This window comes from Chthoniobacterales bacterium, from assembly GCA_018883245.1.
Classification (GTDB): Bacteria; Verrucomicrobiota; Verrucomicrobiia; order Chthoniobacterales; family JACTMZ01; genus JACTMZ01.
Genome location: VEQL01000021.1, coordinates 1 through 19022, shown reverse-complemented (window position 1 = coordinate 19022; position 19022 = coordinate 1). Strand labels below are relative to the sequence as shown.

Sequence of the window (19022 nt, the reverse complement as noted above, 5' to 3'; positions counted from 1 at the left end):
CGACCGTGTCACGGTGACGGCGGACCACCGCGGCCCTGTGCGTTGGTGCCGGTGACCCGCTTGGGCCGGGGCAGGAGCGAAAAGCCCTCGGTCTTTTTCTGCTCGGGGAGCTGGTAGGCTTTCCGCATCACGCGCTGGCCCTCGATCAGCCCCTCCTTGATCTCGATGTTTTTTCCGTCCGACAAACCGGTCACAACTTTCCGCACGACCGGATCAGCCCCGGCTTCCTGCGGCGCAAGCTGCACGGTGCCGTCCTCGCCGACCGCATCCGCCGGCAGCACCAGCACATTCGTTTTGCCCTCGAGAACAAATCCCACGTTCGCCGTCATCCCGCTGCGCGCGAAGTCGGGTATTTTTTGCATACTGACGTCCACGGGATAAGTGGTGACGTTGTTGGTCGTCGTGCTGTTGTAGGCGATTTTCGACACCTCGCCGGCGATCTTGTCATCGGGGTAGCTGTCGAGCGTCACCGTCGCCGGCTGACCCATGTAAACTTTGGCCAAGTCCGTCTCGTCCAAACTGGCCTTGGCAATAAGGCGGTCGGACATGATGAACGCGACGTCGGTGGTTGAGACCACTTGGCCGGGCACGAGCGTGCGGGAAATAATCACACCGTCGAGGGGCGCGACGAGCGGCGCGGCCTTGTAAACATCCTCCCAAAAGGCGACCTCCTTCGGCCCTTTGGCCCGCGCCGCATCCAACAGCGCCGCACGCTCGGATGAACTCATCATGGCGAGAGGCTGGCCGCGCTTCACCTCCTGCCCGATATCCACGAGCACCGATTCGGCGCGGCCGGCGATGGGCGGCTTGATGTCGAGCCTGTTCTCCGGCGTGATCATCGCGCTCGACGTCACCTCGGTTACAACGTCACCTCGCTGCACGGCGACCGTCTCGGTGTTGTCACGGTCAGCCTCGGCGGAGATCGCCTTGCCGCGTTTGCATTGCCACGACCAAAGGAACAACACGGCCGCCGCAAAAAGTATGAGGTAAGTGGTTTTTTTCATGGAATGGCCCCCGCCCCCAGCGACTGCTCCCACGCGGCCTCGGCCAGCACGGCATCGCGGCGGTTCAACAGATCCTGCTTTTGGCGGTTGATTTTGTCGTTTGTTATGGTGTCGAAATCCTGGAAGGAAACGAGGCCGTTGCGGTATTGCGCCTCGGCGATCTGCGCACGCAGCAACGAGGCCGCGTAAAGCTCCGCACCCACCGCGATTTGGTCCACGGCATTGACATAGGTCCGGTAGTTCTCGGCCAAGGCCCGGATCGTTTCATCGAGGGTCTGGCGCAGGGTGGAGAGCGAAACTTCGTGGGCGGAACGCGCGGCACGCACGTTGAAGTAGGTTTTCGTGCCGTCGAAGACGGCCCAGGTTCCGCTCAAACCGACCGCCCAACCTTCCGGCGCTTCGAAACCGGTCGCGCCTTGGCTGCTGATATTGGCGAAGGCGGCGATCTGCGGGTAAAAGTCGCTTTGCGCCACGGTGATACCCGCCTTGGCCGCGTCCGCGACCGCCGCCTGCTGGAAACTCGCGGGCGTGCGCAAAGCCAGCTTGCGGTAGTCCGGATCTTTCACGGGCACCGAGGTCGCGAGTTTTCCCTTCGCCTCGAAATCGCCGAAAGACGATCGGCCCATGACCGTGGCGAGCTGGATGCGCGACACCCGCAGGAGGCGGCCCGCTTGCGTGAGATCGAGACGAGCCTGGCTCAACTGGGCCTTGCTCAAAAGCAGCGCACCTTTGTTCTCCCTCCCGTTTTCGTATTTCAGCTCGACCATCCGCAGGTTCCTTTCGCGCTGGTCGATGATGTCGGCGAGAATTTTCATCAGCTCCTGGGCATAAAGGAGCTGCGCAAACGCGCTTTTCAACTCGTAACTCGCCCCTGCTTTCTGCGTGAGCAGCTTGGCCACGGCAACGGACGTTTCCGCGCGCGCCTTGGCGACGTTGCCGCGCGTGGCAAACCCGTCGAACACAGTCTGCTGCAGTTCGACCTGGGCGGTGTAGCTGTCCGCGTAATTCGACCAGAAACCCGACTCGCCGAAGGTCGAACCGACCACCTCCGTGGAACCGCCCGACGTCGATACGATCTCTTCCGCTTTCGCGCGGCTCATTCCTCCCGAGACAGTCAGGCGCGGTATGAACGTGCTGTAGGCTCCCTTGCGCACGGCATCGGATCTCCCGATTTCCTGCACCGCCGCCGCAATGCCGGGATTGTTCATCGCGGCTTCACGCACGCATTCTGCCCAGGTGACCACCTCGCCGCGAGCGAAAGGCGCCAGGAAAAACAGCGCGACCGCGGCCGCCGGTGGCACGGCGACATAAAACCGGGATGTCCACGCGCAACGGTTGTTCATCCTCGCGGCATTTTGCCTCCGGATTGCGACGTTGCCAGCACCGATCAGGACTCTCCGATCACGACCGGCGCGAGGACCGCATCGCGCATGCCATGCAGAAGCTTTTTGTCAGCCGGGCAGACCGTCGCAAGCACTCCGCCGAGTTTGGTCTCGCGGTCCCCGCAAAAATAATAGGGGCACAATCTCACGCGACCTTTCATGCGATATATTTCACCACCTTCGACGTAATCGATCTCGAAAACGCGCGAATGGTGGAACTTCTGGAGGATCCACGGGTGTTTCTCCCAATCGGCGAGCGCCTCGTCAATCGAGCGGGCCCAATCTTCTTGGGAGAGATCCTGCCCGACACGCACACTGCGAGAGCCCCACGCCAACTCGCTGAAACCGCTGATTTTCAGCACCAGTTCGCGCTCGCGTTGGCTGAATCTCTTCAACTCGTCCCAACTTTGGATGTCCAAGCCCGGGTAAACCCCGGTGGGCGGCAACGGATGCGGATCCATCAGCCACGTGCGCGGGATGACTTTTTGAAGCGCGAGAAAATGTTTTTCGCCCAGTTCGCGCCGCCAAAAATCGGCGAGCGGGCGCAACCAAAAGAGCGCAAACCAAAGCTTCTCTTCGATCCACGGCTTCGGCGGTGGAGTCATGCTCCGCTTCCCGTCGGCCACCTCGCGCAGCAAGTCGGCCGATCCCGGGATGTTCGGCAAATCGAAAAGCTCGAAGAACCGGTAAACGTTTGCACGCAAGTCGTCCGGCAACCGGTGCGCATCGACAACCCGCGCACCGATGCGCCCGGCCATCCATTCCATCTCCGGACGGTAATCGGCGGCCTCTTCGGAAAGGACGATGTCGCCGGCCTCGATGAGGGCACGGAACCCCTCGTCCATACCTTTCCCGCCCAGCACGTGGAAACCTTCGTCTGCATAAGTCCCGTTGAGCCACGAGGTGAGGCCTATCCCGCCGGGAACATTGTCCAACTCCGTGATCGTGAATCCGCCTTCGGCAAGGATCACATCCGGACGCAGGACGCGCGGCACGTCCTCGGCGATGGCCTTGGAGCGCGCCAACTCGACCAACTCCCGCGGCTTGCCGCGGTCGAGAAGCTCCGCGATCCACGCGGGACGTTTTCCCGACACGCTGAGTCTGTAGAGCAAGTTGCAAGCCTCCGTGAACTTGCGCAGGCGGAAACCCAGTTTCGCCAGATCCTCGCCCAGTTCCGGAGGAAGGAGGAGCGGTTCGGGAGCGACACGCCATTCCTTGCCGGCAAAAAGTCCGCCGTGCGGCATGGCCGCGCGTATGCGTTGCGCGCGTGCGACGCGCTCGGGTTCCGTCGCGTTCGCGCTCACACCAACGACTTGAGCGCCAAGCGCACGAGATCTTCGGCCCCCGCGTCCTTGTTTTTCAACGCCACCTCCCGCACGGCCTTGGCGGCATCGACCTGCTTGTAGCCGAGAGCGATGAGCGCCAGGACAGCATCGTTGGCCGCGCGCGCCTCGGCGGACGGGGCCTTGTCCGCGCCGGCCGCCTCCCACGCCGCAGCCACACCGAGTTTGTCTTTCAACTCGAGAACTATCCGCTCGGCGGTCTTCTTTCCCAGCCCGCTGATCTTGGCGATCGAAGCGATATCAGCATCGACCACCGCAGCCTTGAAGCGCATGACGTCCATCCCGCTCAAGACGGCCAAAGCCAGCTTCGGCCCGACTCCGCTGACCCGGGTGACGAGCAGGCGGAAGAGATCCCGCTCCTCGGACGACGCGAAGCCGAAAAGAATGTGAGCGTCCTCGCGAACCTGCAGATGCGTGAGCAGGCGCACCGATTGGCCGGGCGGCGGGAGCCGATCGTAGCTGGAGAGCGGGATAAAAACCTCGTAGCCTACTCCGCGGACCTCGATGACCACTTGGGTCGGAAGGACCTCGCGCAAAACTCCCTCGAGATAAGTAATCACTGAAAATGATCGCTAACAGACCGCGCCATTACGGCAAGCGCGCTTTTCTTGCGATATGCACCGCTGCTTCGCTTGCCCGCGCCGAGGGGCCGCCCGACCCGGGGTGGCGTTTGATGCTCGTTCCATCGTTCGAACGCCCGGCCCAACACGAAAGGATTCCCGGCTCGGAAACAGCCATCATCGCCGCAGCCCGCGAGATCGATTACGGCGGACTCGAATACGCGACCACCCGCGGCGCCTGGCGCCGCGCCCGCGAAACCGCACGCGAGCAGGGCGACGACTGGCTTTCGGGGGCAAACATCGAATTCCTCCGCGATAAAAAACGCGTGGTGAAACGCATTTTGATCACGGGTGACGGAACACTGACAATGGCCCTGCCAATGACGCCCGCTTTTTACCGCCGGTTCGAGCCCATTTTGGGCGACGGCTTTTACGTCGTTGTCCCGGACCGCACGACCATCGCCCTCTATCCGCGCCTCGCGGGCGGCATCCCCGCAGCCGAAGCAGCCATGCTTCTGGAAAAGCACCACATGGCCGTGCATCCCGTCAGTCGCGAGGTATTCCGCGCCACCCGCGACGGCATCCGGGCGGAAGGAGTTCTCACGGACGAGTAGATTTCTCTTGTCGGTGCGCGGGCTCGCCGACATATTACCGATTGCGCGACAAAAACCGCGCCGTTGGTCCTTGGGTTCCGCCGCCTCGCTGGCGGAGTCAAACGCGCCAAGGGAAACCCGGCGAAGATCAGATTCAATACCATGCCCATTCGTCTCGGACGTTTTGAAATGCCCAAGTCGCTCGTGAAGGACGAGAAGACTTCCACGGACACCTACGCGAAATTCATCGCTGAACCCTTCGAGGCCGGCTACGGCCACACGGTCGGCAACTCGCTCCGCCGCGTGCTTCTCTCCTCACTCGAAGGCGCCGCCATCACCTCGATCCAGATCGAGGGGGTGAACCACGAGTTCCAGACCATTCCCGGAGTGGTCGAGGACGTCGTCGAAATCATCCTCAACCTCAAGAAGGTCAAATTCAACACGCACGATCATGACTCCCACCGCGTCGTGCTCAACGTGAACAAGGAGGGCGAAGTCACCGCCAAGGACATCGAGTCCACCGCCCAGTGCGAAGTCCTCAACCCGAAGCAGCACATCGCCACCCTCGACAAGAAAATGAAGTTCTCCGCCGAGATGAACGTGCGCAAGGGCCGCGGTTTTGCCACCGGCGACGAGAACAAGACGGCCGACCAGGCCATCGGCGTGATCGCGATCGACTCGATCTTCTCGCCCGTCACCCGCGTGAAATACGCGGTCGAGGCCACGCGCGTCGGCCAGCGCACCGACTATGACAAGCTCGTGCTCGAGATTTGGACGGACGGACGCATCACTCCCGACGAGGCTCTCCTCCAGTCCGCGGCGATCCTTCGCCACCACCTTGATGTGTTCGTCGGCCACGACGACTCGCAGGTGGAGTTCGACCAGACGCCGGAAGCCGTCAGCCAGGAAAACGCCAAACTGCGCAAACTTCTCAACATGTCGGTCAACGAGATCGAGCTGAGCGTGCGCGCGGCCAACTGCCTGAACAACGCGAACATCACCACCGTCGGCCAGCTCGCGCTGAAGTCGGAGGCCGAAATGCTCAAATACCGCAACTTCGGCAAGAAGTCGCTCAACGAGATCAAGGACAAGCTCGAGGAACTCGGTCTCGGTCTCGGCATGAAGTTCGAGCCCGGCCTCATCGAAATCACCGCCGCCGAGCCGGAAGCCGAGGATGAGGAGAAAGAAACCAAAAAGAAAAAGTAAGCCATGAGGCACCGGAAAAAGACCGTCAAACTCGGGCGCTCCCAAGCCCACCGCGACGCGCTGCTCGCCAACCAGGTCTGCAGCCTGATCATCCACCAACGCATCCGCACGACCTTGGCCAAGGCCAAGGCCGCGCGGCCCTTGGCGGAAAAAATGGTCACTCTCGGCAAAAAGGGAACAATCCATGCGCGCCGCACAGCCGCCGCCTACCTGAACCAGGATGCCGCGGTAAAAGCGCTCTTCGAGGAGATCGCTCCGCGCTCTGCGTCACGCGCCGGAGGCTACACGCGCATCATCAAGCTCGGACCGCGCAAGAGCGACAGCGCTCCCATGGCTGTCCTCGAGTGGGTGGACACAGCAAGCGTGGAAACCGAAGCCGAAACGGAACCCAAGAAAACCAAGGCCAAGAAGTCCGAGTAAGAGGACAAAGCCAAAGATCATTCACGCGCCGCCGCGGTTCCGACCCGGCGGCGCTTTTTTTTGCAGCGGGGGCAACTCAGTCGAGAACGCGGACCGGCAAGGTGGCCACTGTCCTGCTATCGACCGGCGCGGTGACGGGGGCTCCGCCGATTTGCGCGATGTTGATATCCGTCACGGTCGCGGTGGCCTGTGCGTGCGCGGGCGGCAGGATGACGATGTCCCTCGCCACGATCCACAGCAGGCATCCGGCAATCACGGTGAGAACAATCTTGGTGTAGGCGTCGATATTCATGTCGCCTCAAGCTCCCCTGCAATGGCACACGGCGTCAAGCACCCGGAATTTCGCGCCTCAGCCAGGCACCCAACCGCTCGGCGCAATCGTCCAGGGATTGCTTCCAAGTCTTGTCCGCACCCTCGCCGGCGCGATCGCTGATTTCTTTGACGATCGTGACGGGCAGTCCGAACTCGCGTGCCACCCGGGCCACGGCATAGCCCTCCATGTCAACCAGGTCGATGCCCCGCGCAACAAGTCGCCCGCGCGCGTCCCCGCCCGAGACAAAGACATCCCCGGAACCCAAGGTCGGGCCATCGCCCTCGAGATCGATCGGTTCCCCGAAATGCTCCCCCGTCAGCGCGGCGATTCCGTCATCATCGAAGTCGTGCTGCAAAACGCGCCCGACCACCTGCGTGCCCGAAAGCCCTTCATGCAGGGCGCCGGCCGTTCCGACGTTGATCACACGGGAAGGGCGCTTGCGCGCGAGCACCGCAGCCAAGGCATGCGCCGCGCAGATCTTCCCAACGCCGGTCACGAGAACCGGCAGACCGGAGACGTGGAGGTGCTGCGCCTCCTCTTCGAGCGCGACGACCAGCAGAGGCTTCTCCAGCGAGATGGAACGGTGGAGTCTCATGCTGCATCGCCGGAGAGATCGGCCGGCGGTTCCTTGGGTTCCATGCGCTTGGCGATCCAGATGCACGCCTCGTAGAGGAGCACCATCGGTCCGCCCATGAGCAAAAGGGTGAAAACATCGGTGGTGGGCGTTATGACAGCGGCCAGCAGGAAGATCACGACCACGGCGTAAGGTCGCGTCGCCCGCATCTGCGCGTGCCCGAGAAGCCCCATCTTCACCAGCGCAAGCACCACCACCGGCAATTCGAACGCCAGGCCGAACCCCAGGGTGAACTGCGTGACGAAGCTGTAATACTCGCCGACCGTCCATGTCGGCCGCCAATTCATCGATTGCGCATCGCGGAAAAAGAATTCCAACGTTCCCGGAAGGACGCCGAAGAAAGCAAACGCCGCGCCGGCAAGAAACAGACCGAAGCCGATCAGCGCCGCCACCATCACCACGCGCCGCTCGCGCGGGCTCAGCGCAGGCATCACAAACTCCGCGAGAAAATAAAGCAGCACCGGAAAAGAGAAAACCAGACCGGCATAAAAGGAGAGTTGCAGCGAGATCGTCATGGAGTCGGCCACGCCCAGCGACTGCAAGTTGTCAGCGCGCGAGGGATCGACCGCAAGCAGCGGAGCCTGCACGAAACGCGCGATGGCCGATCGGAAAAAGAAGGCCGCTCCCATGGCGACAAAAACCACCACGGCCATCCGGATCACCATGGTCCGCAGATCCTCGAGGTGCTCGAGGAAGGGCTTGGGCGAATCGCGAAGCTCGCGGTAACGCAGGAACTTCCCGAGGCTCACAGCCACCTCCCCGCCGCCAGGCGCGCGTAAAGCGCCAGCGTGTTGGCGTCTTCTATCACCCCGTGCGTGATCATTTCGCGCAAATCCTCGGCGGAGAACGCCTTCACCTCGAGAATTTCCTCCTCGCCGTCATGCACTGCCGCTGCGCGATCCCAGCGGACCTCGGTCGCGAGGAATTGGTGTGCATGTTCGTCGGTGAAGCCGGGCGAAGTGAAAAATTTCCCGAGATATTCGAGGCATCCGGTCACCGTGCAACCCGCTTCCTCGAGCAGTTCGCGCCGCGCCGCCTGCTCGACCGCGTGCCGCGTCGGCTCCTGCTCCACCTGGCCCGCCGGAAATTGCCAGAACTCGCGGCGCGCCGGCACCCGCTCCTCGCGGATCAGGATGAACGCGCCGTCCGCCAGCCTCGGCGCCACCGTCACTCCCACCCGGCGCGTGACTTTCGTCCACTCCCTTCCCGCAGGGTTCGCCGGGGTGCGCACCGTTTCCCTCGTCACCCGCAGATGCGGCGTGTCGAGAAGGACGTCTTCGCCGATGACTTCCCAACCGGCGCTCATTTTCCGGACGACAGATGCTTGCGCCACCAGTCCAGACGCTTCGCCACATTTGCGGGCGAAGGGGCACCCTCGGCCGTGCGTGCCGCAAGTGATCGCACGGCATCGAGGCAATTCTTGGCATCGGGACCGAACAGCTTGCTGGCCGCGGCGAGGTCGGCATCTTTCAACTCGCGCAGCGTCACGCCGCGTCCGGCGGCGAGCGCCACCAATTTTCCAACCACCTCGTGCGCCTCGCGGAAAGGCATTCCCTTGCGCACCAGGTAATCCGCCCAGTCGGTTGCCACAAGCAATGGGTCATCCGCAGCGGCGCGCATGCGATCGGTATCCCATTCCGCGGCGGAGAACATCTCGGCAAGGATCGCCAGCGATGCACCCAGCGTGTCCGCCGAGTCGAACACCGGCTCTTTGTCTTCCTGCATGTCGCGGTTGTAAGCCAGCGGCAGACCCTTGAGCGTTGTGAGCAGCGAAACAAGATTGCCGTAGAGCCGTCCCGTCTTGCCGCGCGCAAGCTCCGCGATGTCGGGATTCTTTTTCTGCGGCATCAAACTCGAGCCCGTGGTGTGCGCATCGCTCAGGCGGATGAACCCGAATTCGGAGGAGGCCCAGAGGATGACGTCCTCGCAAAGGCGCGACAGGTGCATCCCGCAGATCGCGCAGGCGGAAAGGTATTCGCAGGCGAAATCGCGGTCGGACACGGCATCCATGCTGTTCTGCGTCACGCCGTCGAAACCGAGTTCCTCGGCAACCTTCGCGCGGTCGAGCACGATGGTCGAACCCGCGATGGCGCCGGAACCCAGCGGCAGCACATTGGCGCGGCGCGACGCATCGAGCAGGCGGCCCGCATCGCGTTCGAGCATTTCCACGTAAGCCAGGAGATGATGGGCGGCCGGCACGGGCTGGGCCCGCTGCAAATGCGTGTAGCCCGGCATAATTGCATCCGCCGCTTTGGCGGCGAGACCGGTCAAAGAGCGCTGCAAGTCCCGCACCGCATCGACGAGTGAAGCCGTCTCATCGCGGAGCCACAGGCGCAGGTCGGTCGCGACTTGGTCGTTGCGGGAACGCGCGGTGTGCAGCTTGGCTCCGGGCGCCCCGATTTTTGCCGTGAGCGCCGACTCGATGTTCATGTGGACATCCTCGAGTTCCTCGCGCCAAACAAAATTGCCGGCGCGGATCTCGTCAGCGATTTGGTCGAGCCCGGACCGCATCGCCGCCAACTCTTCTGCGCCGATCAACCCCGCCCGTTGCAGCGCCGCCGCGTGCGCTTTGGATCCCGCGATGTCATGAAGCGCCAAACGTTTGTCGAAAGACACCGACTCGCCGAAGGCGCGCAACCGCTCCGAAGGATCCTTGGAAAATCTGCCGTGCCACATAATTCAGACAGCCCCCGCCACTCCGTCGCGCCGCTTGTGGCAGATGCCGCTCAGCCGCAGTTCGTCGCAGCGCGCCTCGATGCGCACCTGCTTGTTGGCCGGGGTGAACCCCATGCGCTTGGCCATGCAGTTTTCCAGAAGCTCCATGTTGAGATCCTCGAACTCCAGGATCGCATGGCAGTCGAGGCAAATGAGGTGGTTGTGATGCGGGTGATCGACAAAATTCGGGTCGTAAACTTTGCGGCCCTGGGCCAGGTCCAATTCGCGCAAAAGACCGCTTTCCACGAGAATGGGAAGCGTGCGGTAAACCGTGGCGCGACTCACGGTGGGGTCGACCCCGCGCGCCATGTCGAGCAGTTCGTCGGCCGTATAGTGTTTGTCGGTGCTGAAGGCCGCTTCGATGATCGCGTCGCGCTGCGTGGTCTTGCGCAGCCCCTTGCTTGCGAGAAACTCGCGGATCTGGTTGCGCAGGACTTCTTCCATGGGAACGTTGCGCGCTTTCGCGCCGATGGCCGATACTCCGCGCGGCTCCAAGGGAGGTCAAGACCGGCGGATCGCAGGCGAAAATTCTCCCGTCCGCGACGGGACATGGCACAATGCGCCGATGTCCAAGCCAGACCGTGATGCCCTCAAACGCGCCGCCGCCGTGCGTGCCGTGGATTTTGTCGAACCGGGAATGCTCGTCGGACTCGGCACCGGCTCGACGGCGATCCACGCGGTGCGCGAGATCGCCCGCCGTTATGGCGCCGGCGAATTGCCCGGACTGCGCACATTCGCCACTTCGCACGAGGTCGCCCGTGCCGCGGCCGAGGCCGGACTGCCGCTCGTCGATGACGAAGGACCGGCTTTCATCGACCTGACGATCGACGGTGCCGACGAGGTGGATCCGGAACTCAACGTGATCAAGGGCGGCGGCGGCGCATTGCTGCACGAGAAGGTCGTCGCGCAGGCCACGAAGAGGCAGATCATCGTGGTCGACGAATCGAAGCTGTCCCCGCGCCTTGGAACAATCCACCACCTTCCCGTCGAGGTGATTCCTTTCGGACGCGGCAGCCAAAAGGAATTTCTCGCCGCCCTCGGAGGCAATCCCGTCCTGCGCCTCGGAAAAGACGGACAGCCTTTCAAGACAGACGAGGGCAACTTCATCTACGACTGCGACTTCGGCCCCATCGAAAATCCCGAGGAACTCGGGGCCGAATTGTGCAATCGGGCCGGCGTTGTGGACCACGGGCTCTTTCTCGGCATGACCGACGACTTGATCGTCGCGGGAGCCGACGGCCTGAGACACTTGCAGCGGGATCCGGAGACGGGAAAAATCTGCCAGATCGGCAATTGACGCCACAATCCCTTGTGGTATCAACCATGTTAGTTCTTACGACAACACTATGCGTTGCCCCCGATGTGGAGACCTGCGCGATCGCGTCATCGACTCGCGAGTCATCCAGGAAGGCGAGCGGATCCGCCGCCGTCGCCAGTGTGTCGCCTGCCGCACCCGCTACACGACCTACGAGGCCATAGAGCAGATCGAACTCCGCGTGCTCAAGCGCAACGGGCGGATCGAGCCTTTCCACCGTTACAAATTGCTCAGCAGCCTCTCGAAAGCCTGCGAAAAGCGCCCGATCAAACTGGAAACTCTCGAGCGCCTGGTGGACGAAATCGTCACCGAACTCGGCGCGGAAACAGGACGCGAAGTGCCCAGCCGCCTCATCGGCCTGAGGGCCATGGAAAAATTGCAGGCGGTCGATCCCGTGGCCTACGTGCGCTACGCCTCGATCTACCGGCAGTTCCAGGAGGCCGGCGAATTTGTCGATGAAGTCGAGCAGATGAAAAAGCGCAGCCCGCGCCGCCCCGACCAACCCGAGCTTTTCAACGTCCCGTCCAAAGTCGCGAAAGAATCAGCCGTCCCCGCCTGATCTCTCTTTCAACTTTTCTCTCAACTCTCATACCTCAACTTCTCTTGATCGCCCTCGCCGACAACTTGCCGCTGGTCCGCCTTTCCGACAGCCGCGCCGTGCGGTTCGAGCGCCACTGGCTCGAGCGCGCGGTCGCCGACGCCGCGGGCGCGGCCGGCTACGACCGCTGGTGGCTCGCACCCCACGTGGCGGAAAGCGTCACCAGCTACCTCGAGCGCGAGTTCGATGAGAATGTCATCGCCAGCCAATGCCTCCACACCCTCGTCTCAAGCGTGCTGCAAGTCATCGGCTACCCGGATGTGGCCCGCGGGTTCCGCCTTCCGGAACCGCCCGTCCGCATCTCGCTGGCGGCGCTGGCCGAAACGGCGGGCACGGGATACGAACTCGCGTTCTTCCGCGAACTCGACCGCACACTTCACCGAATTCTCGCCACCCGCACGGCGCGGGTTGAATTCTGCGATCTCGCCGCATGCGTGAAACGCCTGCGCCGCGCCCGCGCATGGCGCAAGGACTGCGCGCAACTGCGCAACGAGATCGTCGCCCACGTGCGCGGTCAAGCCGCCCGCCTCGGGCGCCGCCGCACGCTCGATCTGGAACTCACATGACCATCTTCGAACGCATCGCCGCGGGGGAAATCCCCGCGAATATCGTCCGCAACGACGACGATGTCCTCGCATTCCACGACATCAATCCCCAGGCCCCGGTGCACGTTCTTATCATCCCCCAACGCGCCATCCCGCGCATCGGCGCGGCGCGCGATTCCGACGGACCATTGCTCGGAAAACTCCTTCTTGCCGCCCGCGAAATCGCCGTGGAGTTGGGGCTCGACAAAAGCGGCTACCGGCTTGTCATGAACAACGGCCCGGACGCGGGCGAAAGCGTCCCCCACCTGCACATTCATCTGCTGGGCGGACGCCCCATGGACTGGCCTCCGGGCTGAGTTTCTTCAGTGCGGCAGCTTGTGGCCGCCGTTGGCAGGGTCGAAATAGACACTTCCCCCGATGAATTCGCGAAGGATCGAATTCCACGGCACTTTGTCCGACGGCATCGGACGGAAAAATCCCAGCAGGTTGAGCAGGCGGTCGCGGGTCGCCACATGAGTGCTGCGGTCGGGGATTTTGCAAAGGGACTTCTCGGCAAACGGACGCAACGCATTCATCTCGTAAAGCATGCTCGAGTTGAACATCGCGTCCGCCTCCTCCTGGTATTTGAACACATGGAGGTATTCGCCGCGCCGGACGCTCGACCATTGGTCGATGGTCTTCTCCGGATGCGTCCCGCGGAACAGGTCGCCGCGCACAAGACGCCGGATAAGCCGCACCTCGGTAGTGGGAATGCGGTTCATCAGGTCGAGGTTCAACTCGAAAAGGGCGTTGATGTAGATTTTCCAGCAGACGTTGCGCTCGAGACCTGGAAGAAGTTGCGGATTGAGAGCGTGGATACCCTCGATCACCAGGATCTCCCCGCGCCCGAGGCGCATGGGGCGCGTTTCGGCGATGCGGCAACCGCAATGGAAATCGAATCGCGGGGCCGCAACCTCTTCACCCTCCACAAGCCGCGCGACATGATCCTGAAGCAGGTGCAAGTCGAGCGCCCCGAGACTCTCGAAATCGGGCCGCCCCGACGCATCGCGCGGCGTCTGCTCGCGGTCGAGAAAGTAGTCGTCGAGCGAGAGCGGGACCGGACGCAGACCGTTGACCTTGAGCTGCGTGGCCAGTCGCTGGGCAAAACTTGTTTTGCCGGACGACGAGGGACCGGAAATGAGCAGCACACGCAGGGCGCGGCGCTGTTGCAAAATCATGTCCGCGATGTCGGAAATCTCTTTTTCCTGCAAAGCCTCCGAGATGCCGAGGATTTCGTGGCTCCGGCCGGAGTCCATGAATTCGTTCACATCGGCCACCAGCTCGATGTTGATGTTGCGCAGCCACCGCTGGGTCTTTTCGTAGGATTCCGCCAACTTCTCCGGCGGGATCAAAGGCGTGTCGCCGCTGCACTTCACGTCGCCGAAGTCCACGATGAAGCCGGAGGAAAAAGGGATGATGTTGAACGGCTCGACAAGCGAGGAACGGTTTTCCGCGGGGTAAAGAGCGCGGACCAGCAAGCCGTCCACGTCATAATGGTAATAGCCGTCCTCATGGCGCAGAAAATGCACGGGACGGTCGGACGCCACCCACGCATCGAGATGCTCTTCGATGCGCCGCACCTCGCGCTCGGACAGCGTCGATCCGACGAGATTGCAATACACGCCCTCCTGGATCGAATAGGCCGTCTTCAAACGATAGTCGGGAAACAGATCCGACACCGCCTTGATCAGCCCGAGTTTGACCGTCTGCCTCTGCTTGCGGAGATGCGTCTCTTCCATGGCGGCTAACGGCTGTCCACCGGCGCGATGGCCAGGGGCGCTTTGCCCTTGCGCACGATCATTTCGGCCGCAATCTCCGTCCATTGCACGTCGGTCACGACTGTTTGCTCGGGCCGGAAAACAGGGACAAACGTGGTGTAAACCTGAGGCACCGTCACCCACTGGCCCTGACTGTTTTGCACCGTCTGGTAGAAAATGTTGGTCTGCGGGATGTTCTCCCAGTGCGCCGGGATGTAGTTGAAGTTCTGGCGTGTGTCGAAGGCCAGCTTGCGCAGGATCACGGCATCCGCGCCCGCGCGCCGAGCATTGTAAAGCAACGCACGGTAAAGGAACGGATAGCCCTGGTCCGACACCGTTGCGAAGCGACCGATCACCCGGTGCGGCCACGAAGGCGGCTCGGACAGCACGGGCACCGGCGCTTTCTTGTCCAGGGGCGGGTAAACCGGACCCGCCACCGGCGTGTAATAAATCTCCGTGTCGCTCAGACGCGCGCAACCGCAGAGCAGAAGCAGCGGCAACAAAAGCGCAAGCAGGCGCATACACGCTTGGCTACACCTTCCCGCCGCGCAGCGCAACTGCGGCGCGGGCGCGTTTGACACCACGCGCCGCGCTGCTTAAGAATTCCCACCCCGATAATGGTGGCCGTAGCTCAATGGCAGAGCCCCGGATTGTGATTCCGGTTGTTGCGGGTTCGAGTCCCGTCGGCCACCCGTTCCATCATACCGCGCTCGGCGTCGAAAACATGGTTTGCATAGATTAACCTGACCATGACCCGCGACGAAAAATTCATGCGCGAGGCGATCCGGCTTGCGTGCAAGGGTCACGGACACACGCGCCCGAACCCCGCCGTGGGATGCGTGATCGTCAAGGACGGACGCATCATCGGACGCGGATGGCACCGGCGCGCGGGAGCACCACATGCGGAGATCGAAGCGCTGCGCTCTCTGAAAAATTCGCGCGCCGCGCTGGGAGCAACGCTGTATGTGACTCTCGAACCGTGCTCGACCCGCGGGCGCACCGGACCGTGCACCGAGGCGCTGATCGCCGCCGGCGTTGCACGCGTTGTGGCAGGAGCCATCGACCCGAATCCGAAACACCGCGGACGCGGATTGCGCATTCTTCGAAAGGCGGGTTTGGCGCTCACATCCGGCGTGTTGGATAAGGAATGCGCGGCACTGAACCCGGAGTTCAACCATTTCATGTCCACCGGACGACCGTGGGTCGTTGCCAAATGCGGAATGTCGCTCGACGGGCGCCTCAGCCGCCCGCCGGGCGAAAGTCAGTGGATAACTTCCAAGGCCGCGCGGGCGGACGCCATGAAACTCCGCGCCCGGGTCGATGCCATGCTGGTCGGCGCCAATACTGTGCGGACCGATGATCCAGCATTGACCGTGCGCGGCATCCGCGGTGCTGCGCAGCCTTGGCGCGTGATTTGGGCGCCGCGTGGAAGACCGCCAGCCAAAAGCAAAGTGTTCAAAGATCGCTGGCGCCACAAAACGATCGTTGCCACGAACCAGACGCTAAAAGGCGTCCTTCGTGATCTTGCCAAGCGCGGCATTCAATCGGTCTTGGTCGAAGGCGGCGGACACACCTTGGGGCAGCTATTCAAAGAAAGTCTGGCCGATGAAGTGACTTTTTATATCGCGCCCTTGCTGGCTGGAGGACCGATCCCCGCCGTGGGTTCCCGCCCGGCCAAAGTCCCGCAGATTGTGAGTGCTCACTGGGAAAAAATCGGCCAATGCCTGAAAGTTCGAGGAATCGTGCAAAAACAGCGAAAACAAAGTGCGAAGAATTTCCCGTTTTGTGAAAAAAATCCTTGCCGGGTTTTGAACGTTTGCACTACTTTGGCGTCACGGAACAATTCCGTAACGCAAACAAACCTAAAACCATCATGAAAAAATACATCATCACAGGTGTCATGGCCGCTGTCGCCGCTACCTCGGCGTTCGCGGGCACTGCCACCGCCTCCAAAGAAGTGGTTGCCGTCGAAGAGCCTTGCCTCTTCCGCGACCAAGAAATCCAACTCGACCTTTTCGGTCTGGGAGATTTCTACAAAGGTAACTCCGGCAACTTCTTCATTCCCAACACGACCAGCCGTCAGCTCTCGGGCCGTCCGGCTTGGGGTGGTGGCCTCGGCGTGAACTACTTCTTCATGAAGTATGTCGGCTTGGGCATCGAACAGAGCGTCTTCGGGCGTAACTCAGCTGGAACCGGTAGCACTGACATCGGCAACTACGGCTACACCCGCTGGCAGACCACTGGTAACCTCATTCTGCGTTACCCGATCTGCTCGTGGAACCTCGCTCCCTACCTCTTGGTCGGTGGCGGTGCGCAATACGGCAATGTTCCTAACAGTGCTGGATATACTAGTGGCACTTTGAGTGGCACCACCGGTCAGCGCTATCGTATGTCCGGTCAAGGCTTCGGCCATGTCGGCGGCGGTCTGGAATATCGCGTGACCGAAAACATCGGTCTGTTCAGCGACCTGCGCTATCTCTTCTCGAATGTTAGCGGCCTCGCTAACAATCAGATGCAGTGGCGTTATGGCGTCCGCTTCGCGTTCTAATTGAACGTCTGATTCGATTCACAAACGGCGCCGGAGAAATCCGGCGCCGTTTTTCTTTGTCCGAATGCAACGTCAAAAAACCGCAACGACAGCCTCCTTTGCGCTGGAGTAAAGCGCTCCCAACGAACACAATCCTTTCCGCTTCACCGGACCACGTCCGGTTCTCTATTCAACGCCGTTTCAACCCGTGTATACGCAGAACGAAAAAGTCGAACCCATCGATGTCGCGGAGGAGATGTCACGCTCCTTCCTCGATTACTCCATGTCCGTCATCATCTCCCGCGCCTTGCCTGATGCGCGCGACGGACTCAAGCCCGCCCAGCGCCGCATCCTCTACGCGATGCACGACCTGCGCTTGTTTCCCGGGCGGCAGCACATCAAGTGCGCAAAAATTTGCGGTGACACCAGCGGCAACTACCATCCGCACGGCGAAGCGGTCATCTACCCCACACTCGTGCACATGGCGCAGGACTGGGCCATGCGCGAGACGCTCGTCGATGGCCAGGGAAACTTCGGCTCGGTGGAAGGCGATCCGCCGGCCGCCATGCGTTACACCGAGGCGCGCCTCACCCATCTGGGCACGGCTCTCATGGCCGACATGGACAAGTCCACCGTCGATTTTGTCCCGAACTATGACGAGCGCCTGACCGAACCGGTCGTCTTTCCTGCCGCGTTCCCGAATCTCCTTGTCAACGGCGGCACCGGCATCGCCGTCGGCATGGCCACCAACATGCCGCCGCACAATCTCGGCGAGGTCATCGACGCCATCTGCGCGCAGATCGACAAGCCCGACATCACGCTCGACGGCCTGATGAAGCACGTCAAAGGCCCGGACTTCCCGACGGGCTGCCAACTTTGCGGCGTCGGCGGCATCCGCCAATACCTCGAAACCGGCCGCGGTTCGGTCAAAGTCCGCGGCAAAGCCGGAGTGGAGGAACTCAAGGGCAACCGCGAGCAGATCGTCATCACCGAGATCCCCTACAACGTCAACCGCGCCACCCTCGTCGAGCGCATCGCCGATCTGGTCAACCAGAAGACGATCACCGACATCAGCGCCATCCGCGACGAGTCGGACGAAAAAACGCGCGTCGTGGTCGAACTCAAACGCGACGCCAACCCGAAGGTTGTCATCAACAACCTCTACAAGCACACCGCGCTCGAATCCTCCTTCCCCATCACGATGCTGGCCATCGACCACGGGAAGCCGAAGCTCCTTTCGCTTAAAGAAGCCATCTTCTGCTACATCGAGCACCGCCGCGAAGTCGTCCTCCGCCGCACGTCCCACCTCCTCGGCGAAGCCGAAGTCCGCGCCGAGAAACTCGAGGCTTTCCTCATCGCCTTGGCCAACCTCGACGAATTCATCCGCATCATCCGCGGATCGAAAAACCGCGAAGAAGCCAAAGTCAAACTCCTCGCCTTCGAATTCACCCGCAAGCAGGTCGAGAAATTCGGGGTCAAAATCCGCAGCGAAGTGCGCCTGACCGACGGCGAATACCTCCTCAGCGAACAGCAGGTCGACGACATCCTCGAACTCCGCCTCTACCAACTGACCGGACTGGAAAGCGACAAGGTCCTCGGAGAATACAAAGAACTGCTCTCCACCATCGAGGACCTCATGGACATCCTCGCCCGCGAGGAGCGCGTCCTCGACATCATCAAGACCGAGCTGCGCGAGATTAAGACCAAATACGCCGGCCCCCGCCTCACCGACATCGTCCCCGACGAAGGCGAGATCAACATCGAAGACCTCATCACCAACGAAGGCTGCATCATCACCGTGACCCACCGCGGGTTCATCAAACGCACCGCGGTCAGCAACTACCGCGCCCAGAAACGCGGCGGCAAAGGCGTCATCGGCATGCAGACCCGCGAGGCCACGACCGAGAACGAGGAAGACGATTTCGTCGAACACCTCTTCACCGCCAGCACGCACGATTACCTCGTGTTCTTCACCAAAAAGGGCCGATGCTACGTGGAGAAAGCCTACAATATTCCGGAGATGGGCCGTGCGGCCAAAGGACGCTACATCGCCAACTTGCTCGAGTTCAAA

22 protein-coding genes and 1 tRNA gene are annotated in these 19022 nt (G+C 62.0%); 11 read left to right on the top strand and 12 right to left on the bottom strand.

What is annotated here, in order from left to right; all coding sequences use genetic code 11:
• Positions 1-8 precede the first annotated feature (8 nt).
• From FGM15_08470 to ruvA, 4 genes are read right to left on the bottom strand one after another with little or no spacing between them, the layout of a single operon-like run.
• Positions 9-1004 (bottom strand): HlyD family efflux transporter periplasmic adaptor subunit, encoded by a 996-nt coding sequence (locus FGM15_08470; protein ID MBU3665890.1) that lies wholly within the window; start codon positions 1002-1004, stop codon positions 9-11.
• A complete protein-coding gene (locus FGM15_08465; GenBank protein ID MBU3665889.1) occupies positions 1001-2347 on the bottom strand; it encodes a TolC family protein in 1347 nt (448 codons plus the stop codon). Before FGM15_08465 ends, FGM15_08470 begins: the two co-directional genes overlap by 4 nt.
• Before the next feature lie 44 nt (positions 2348-2391).
• On the bottom strand, positions 2392-3690 hold the full coding sequence (locus tag FGM15_08460; GenBank protein MBU3665888.1) for a hypothetical protein: 1299 nt from the start codon (positions 3688-3690) through the stop codon (positions 2392-2394).
• On the bottom strand, positions 3687-4289 hold the full coding sequence (gene ruvA, locus FGM15_08455; protein ID MBU3665887.1) for a Holliday junction branch migration protein RuvA: 603 nt from the start codon (positions 4287-4289) through the stop codon (positions 3687-3689). Before ruvA ends, FGM15_08460 begins: the two co-directional genes overlap by 4 nt.
• A 5-nt stretch (positions 4290-4294) precedes the next feature.
• Here ruvA and FGM15_08450 point away from each other — a divergent pair, with 5 nt between their 5' ends.
• The 3 genes from FGM15_08450 to FGM15_08440 all read left to right on the top strand — a co-directional run bounded on the left by FGM15_08450 (position 4295) and on the right by FGM15_08440 (position 6508).
• Positions 4295-4903 (top strand): hypothetical protein, encoded by a 609-nt coding sequence (locus FGM15_08450; GenBank protein MBU3665886.1) that lies wholly within the window; start codon positions 4295-4297, stop codon positions 4901-4903.
• A gap of 141 nt (positions 4904-5044) precedes the next feature.
• A complete protein-coding gene (locus FGM15_08445) occupies positions 5045-6088 on the top strand; it encodes a DNA-directed RNA polymerase subunit alpha (protein MBU3665885.1) in 1044 nt (347 codons plus the stop codon).
• A gap of 3 nt (positions 6089-6091) precedes the next feature.
• Positions 6092-6508, top strand: a complete 417-nt coding sequence (locus FGM15_08440; protein MBU3665884.1) for a 50S ribosomal protein L17 — start codon at positions 6092-6094, stop codon at positions 6506-6508.
• A gap of 76 nt (positions 6509-6584) precedes the next feature.
• On the opposite strand, the gene FGM15_08435 is transcribed toward FGM15_08440, so the two are convergent.
• The 6 genes from FGM15_08435 to FGM15_08410 are packed head-to-tail and all read right to left on the bottom strand — an operon-like array spanning position 6585 to position 10614.
• Positions 6585-6800 carry a hypothetical protein gene (locus tag FGM15_08435; GenBank protein MBU3665883.1) on the bottom strand — a complete coding sequence of 72 codons (216 nt, stop codon included), beginning with the start codon at positions 6798-6800 and terminating at the stop codon, positions 6585-6587.
• A 34-nt stretch (positions 6801-6834) separates the two neighbouring features.
• The gene (locus FGM15_08430; protein ID MBU3665882.1) at positions 6835-7416 is read right to left on the bottom strand and encodes a nucleoside phosphorylase; all 582 of its coding nucleotides are present in this window, start codon (positions 7414-7416) and stop codon (positions 6835-6837) included.
• Positions 7413-8204, bottom strand: a complete 792-nt coding sequence (tatC, locus tag FGM15_08425) for a twin-arginine translocase subunit TatC (GenBank protein ID MBU3665881.1) — start codon at positions 8202-8204, stop codon at positions 7413-7415. Before tatC ends, FGM15_08430 begins: the two co-directional genes overlap by 4 nt.
• Positions 8201-8761 carry an NUDIX hydrolase gene (locus FGM15_08420; GenBank protein MBU3665880.1) on the bottom strand — a complete coding sequence of 187 codons (561 nt, stop codon included), beginning with the start codon at positions 8759-8761 and terminating at the stop codon, positions 8201-8203. Before FGM15_08420 ends, tatC begins: the two co-directional genes overlap by 4 nt.
• Positions 8758-10131, bottom strand: coding sequence for an argininosuccinate lyase (argH, locus tag FGM15_08415; GenBank protein MBU3665879.1), 1374 nt, complete (start codon positions 10129-10131; stop codon positions 8758-8760). Before argH ends, FGM15_08420 begins: the two co-directional genes overlap by 4 nt.
• A gap of 3 nt (positions 10132-10134) precedes the next feature.
• Positions 10135-10614, bottom strand: coding sequence for a transcriptional repressor (locus FGM15_08410; protein MBU3665878.1), 480 nt, complete (start codon positions 10612-10614; stop codon positions 10135-10137).
• A gap of 121 nt (positions 10615-10735) precedes the next feature.
• On the opposite strand from FGM15_08410, the gene rpiA reads away from it, so the two are divergent.
• The 4 genes from rpiA to FGM15_08390 are packed head-to-tail and all read left to right on the top strand — an operon-like array spanning position 10736 to position 12984.
• Complete coding sequence (gene rpiA / locus FGM15_08405) at positions 10736-11467, top strand: ribose-5-phosphate isomerase RpiA (GenBank protein MBU3665877.1); 732 nt, start codon at positions 10736-10738, stop codon at positions 11465-11467.
• 49 nt (positions 11468-11516) lie between these two features.
• Entirely contained in the window at positions 11517-12044 is a 528-nt protein-coding gene (gene nrdR, locus FGM15_08400) for a transcriptional repressor NrdR (GenBank protein ID MBU3665876.1), read from the top strand.
• Positions 12045-12088: 44 nt separating this feature from the next.
• Positions 12089-12649, top strand: a complete 561-nt coding sequence (locus FGM15_08395) for a hypothetical protein (GenBank protein ID MBU3665875.1) — start codon at positions 12089-12091, stop codon at positions 12647-12649.
• The gene (locus FGM15_08390; protein ID MBU3665874.1) at positions 12646-12984 is read left to right on the top strand and encodes a histidine triad nucleotide-binding protein; all 339 of its coding nucleotides are present in this window, start codon (positions 12646-12648) and stop codon (positions 12982-12984) included. The genes FGM15_08395 and FGM15_08390 overlap by 4 nt, the downstream gene beginning before the upstream one ends.
• A 6-nt stretch (positions 12985-12990) precedes the next feature.
• Here the strand turns inward: FGM15_08390 and FGM15_08385 are convergent, their stop codons facing one another.
• The gene (locus FGM15_08385) at positions 12991-14406 is read right to left on the bottom strand and encodes a nucleoside kinase (protein ID MBU3665873.1); all 1416 of its coding nucleotides are present in this window, start codon (positions 14404-14406) and stop codon (positions 12991-12993) included.
• A 5-nt stretch (positions 14407-14411) separates the two neighbouring features.
• Positions 14412-14945, bottom strand: coding sequence for a hypothetical protein (locus FGM15_08380; GenBank protein MBU3665872.1), 534 nt, complete (start codon positions 14943-14945; stop codon positions 14412-14414).
• Between the two features lie 99 nt (positions 14946-15044).
• Between FGM15_08380 and FGM15_08375 the strand changes: the two genes are divergently transcribed.
• The 4 genes from FGM15_08375 to FGM15_08360 form a co-directional block, all read left to right on the top strand.
• Positions 15045-15116: transfer RNA gene (locus tag FGM15_08375), tRNA-His, on the top strand.
• A 57-nt stretch (positions 15117-15173) separates the two neighbouring features.
• Positions 15174-16301 carry a bifunctional diaminohydroxyphosphoribosylaminopyrimidine deaminase/5-amino-6-(5-phosphoribosylamino)uracil reductase RibD gene (gene ribD, locus FGM15_08370; GenBank protein ID MBU3665871.1) on the top strand — a complete coding sequence of 376 codons (1128 nt, stop codon included), beginning with the start codon at positions 15174-15176 and terminating at the stop codon, positions 16299-16301.
• Positions 16298-16972 (top strand): hypothetical protein, encoded by a 675-nt coding sequence (locus FGM15_08365; GenBank protein MBU3665870.1) that lies wholly within the window; start codon positions 16298-16300, stop codon positions 16970-16972. The genes ribD and FGM15_08365 overlap by 4 nt, the downstream gene beginning before the upstream one ends.
• 235 nt (positions 16973-17207) lie before the next feature.
• Positions 17208-19022 (top strand): DNA topoisomerase 4 subunit A (locus FGM15_08360; protein ID MBU3665869.1); only part of this gene is annotated, 1815 nt, incomplete at its 3' end.

Bases quoted from the DNA above. Each gene is read 5' to 3' on its own strand.
- FGM15_08390 (MBU3665874.1), top strand. From the start codon at position 12,646: ATGACCATCTTCGAACGCATCGCCGCGGGGGAAATCCCCGCGAATATC.
- FGM15_08435 (MBU3665883.1), bottom strand. From the start codon at position 6,800: ATGAATATCGACGCCTACACCAAGATTGTTCTCACCGTGATTGCCGGA.
- ribD (MBU3665871.1), top strand. From the start codon at position 15,174: ATGACCCGCGACGAAAAATTCATGCGCGAGGCGATCCGGCTTGCGTGC.
- FGM15_08380 (MBU3665872.1), bottom strand. From the start codon at position 14,945: ATGCGCCTGCTTGCGCTTTTGTTGCCGCTGCTTCTGCTCTGCGGTTGC.
- FGM15_08420 (MBU3665880.1), bottom strand. From the start codon at position 8,761: ATGAGCGCCGGTTGGGAAGTCATCGGCGAAGACGTCCTTCTCGACACG.
- FGM15_08450 (MBU3665886.1), top strand. From the start codon at position 4,295: ATGATCGCTAACAGACCGCGCCATTACGGCAAGCGCGCTTTTCTTGCG.
- FGM15_08365 (MBU3665870.1), top strand. From the start codon at position 16,298: ATGAAAAAATACATCATCACAGGTGTCATGGCCGCTGTCGCCGCTACC.
- FGM15_08465 (MBU3665889.1), bottom strand. From the start codon at position 2,347: ATGAACAACCGTTGCGCGTGGACATCCCGGTTTTATGTCGCCGTGCCA.
- FGM15_08470 (MBU3665890.1), bottom strand. From the start codon at position 1,004: ATGAAAAAAACCACTTACCTCATACTTTTTGCGGCGGCCGTGTTGTTC.
- FGM15_08410 (MBU3665878.1), bottom strand. From the start codon at position 10,614: ATGGAAGAAGTCCTGCGCAACCAGATCCGCGAGTTTCTCGCAAGCAAG.
- FGM15_08430 (MBU3665882.1), bottom strand. From the start codon at position 7,416: ATGAGACTCCACCGTTCCATCTCGCTGGAGAAGCCTCTGCTGGTCGTC.
- FGM15_08445 (MBU3665885.1), top strand. From the start codon at position 5,045: ATGCCCATTCGTCTCGGACGTTTTGAAATGCCCAAGTCGCTCGTGAAG.
- argH (MBU3665879.1), bottom strand. From the start codon at position 10,131: ATGTGGCACGGCAGATTTTCCAAGGATCCTTCGGAGCGGTTGCGCGCC.
- rpiA (MBU3665877.1), top strand. From the start codon at position 10,736: ATGTCCAAGCCAGACCGTGATGCCCTCAAACGCGCCGCCGCCGTGCGT.
- FGM15_08440 (MBU3665884.1), top strand. From the start codon at position 6,092: ATGAGGCACCGGAAAAAGACCGTCAAACTCGGGCGCTCCCAAGCCCAC.
- FGM15_08385 (MBU3665873.1), bottom strand. From the start codon at position 14,406: ATGGAAGAGACGCATCTCCGCAAGCAGAGGCAGACGGTCAAACTCGGG.
- nrdR (MBU3665876.1), top strand. From the start codon at position 11,517: ATGCGTTGCCCCCGATGTGGAGACCTGCGCGATCGCGTCATCGACTCG.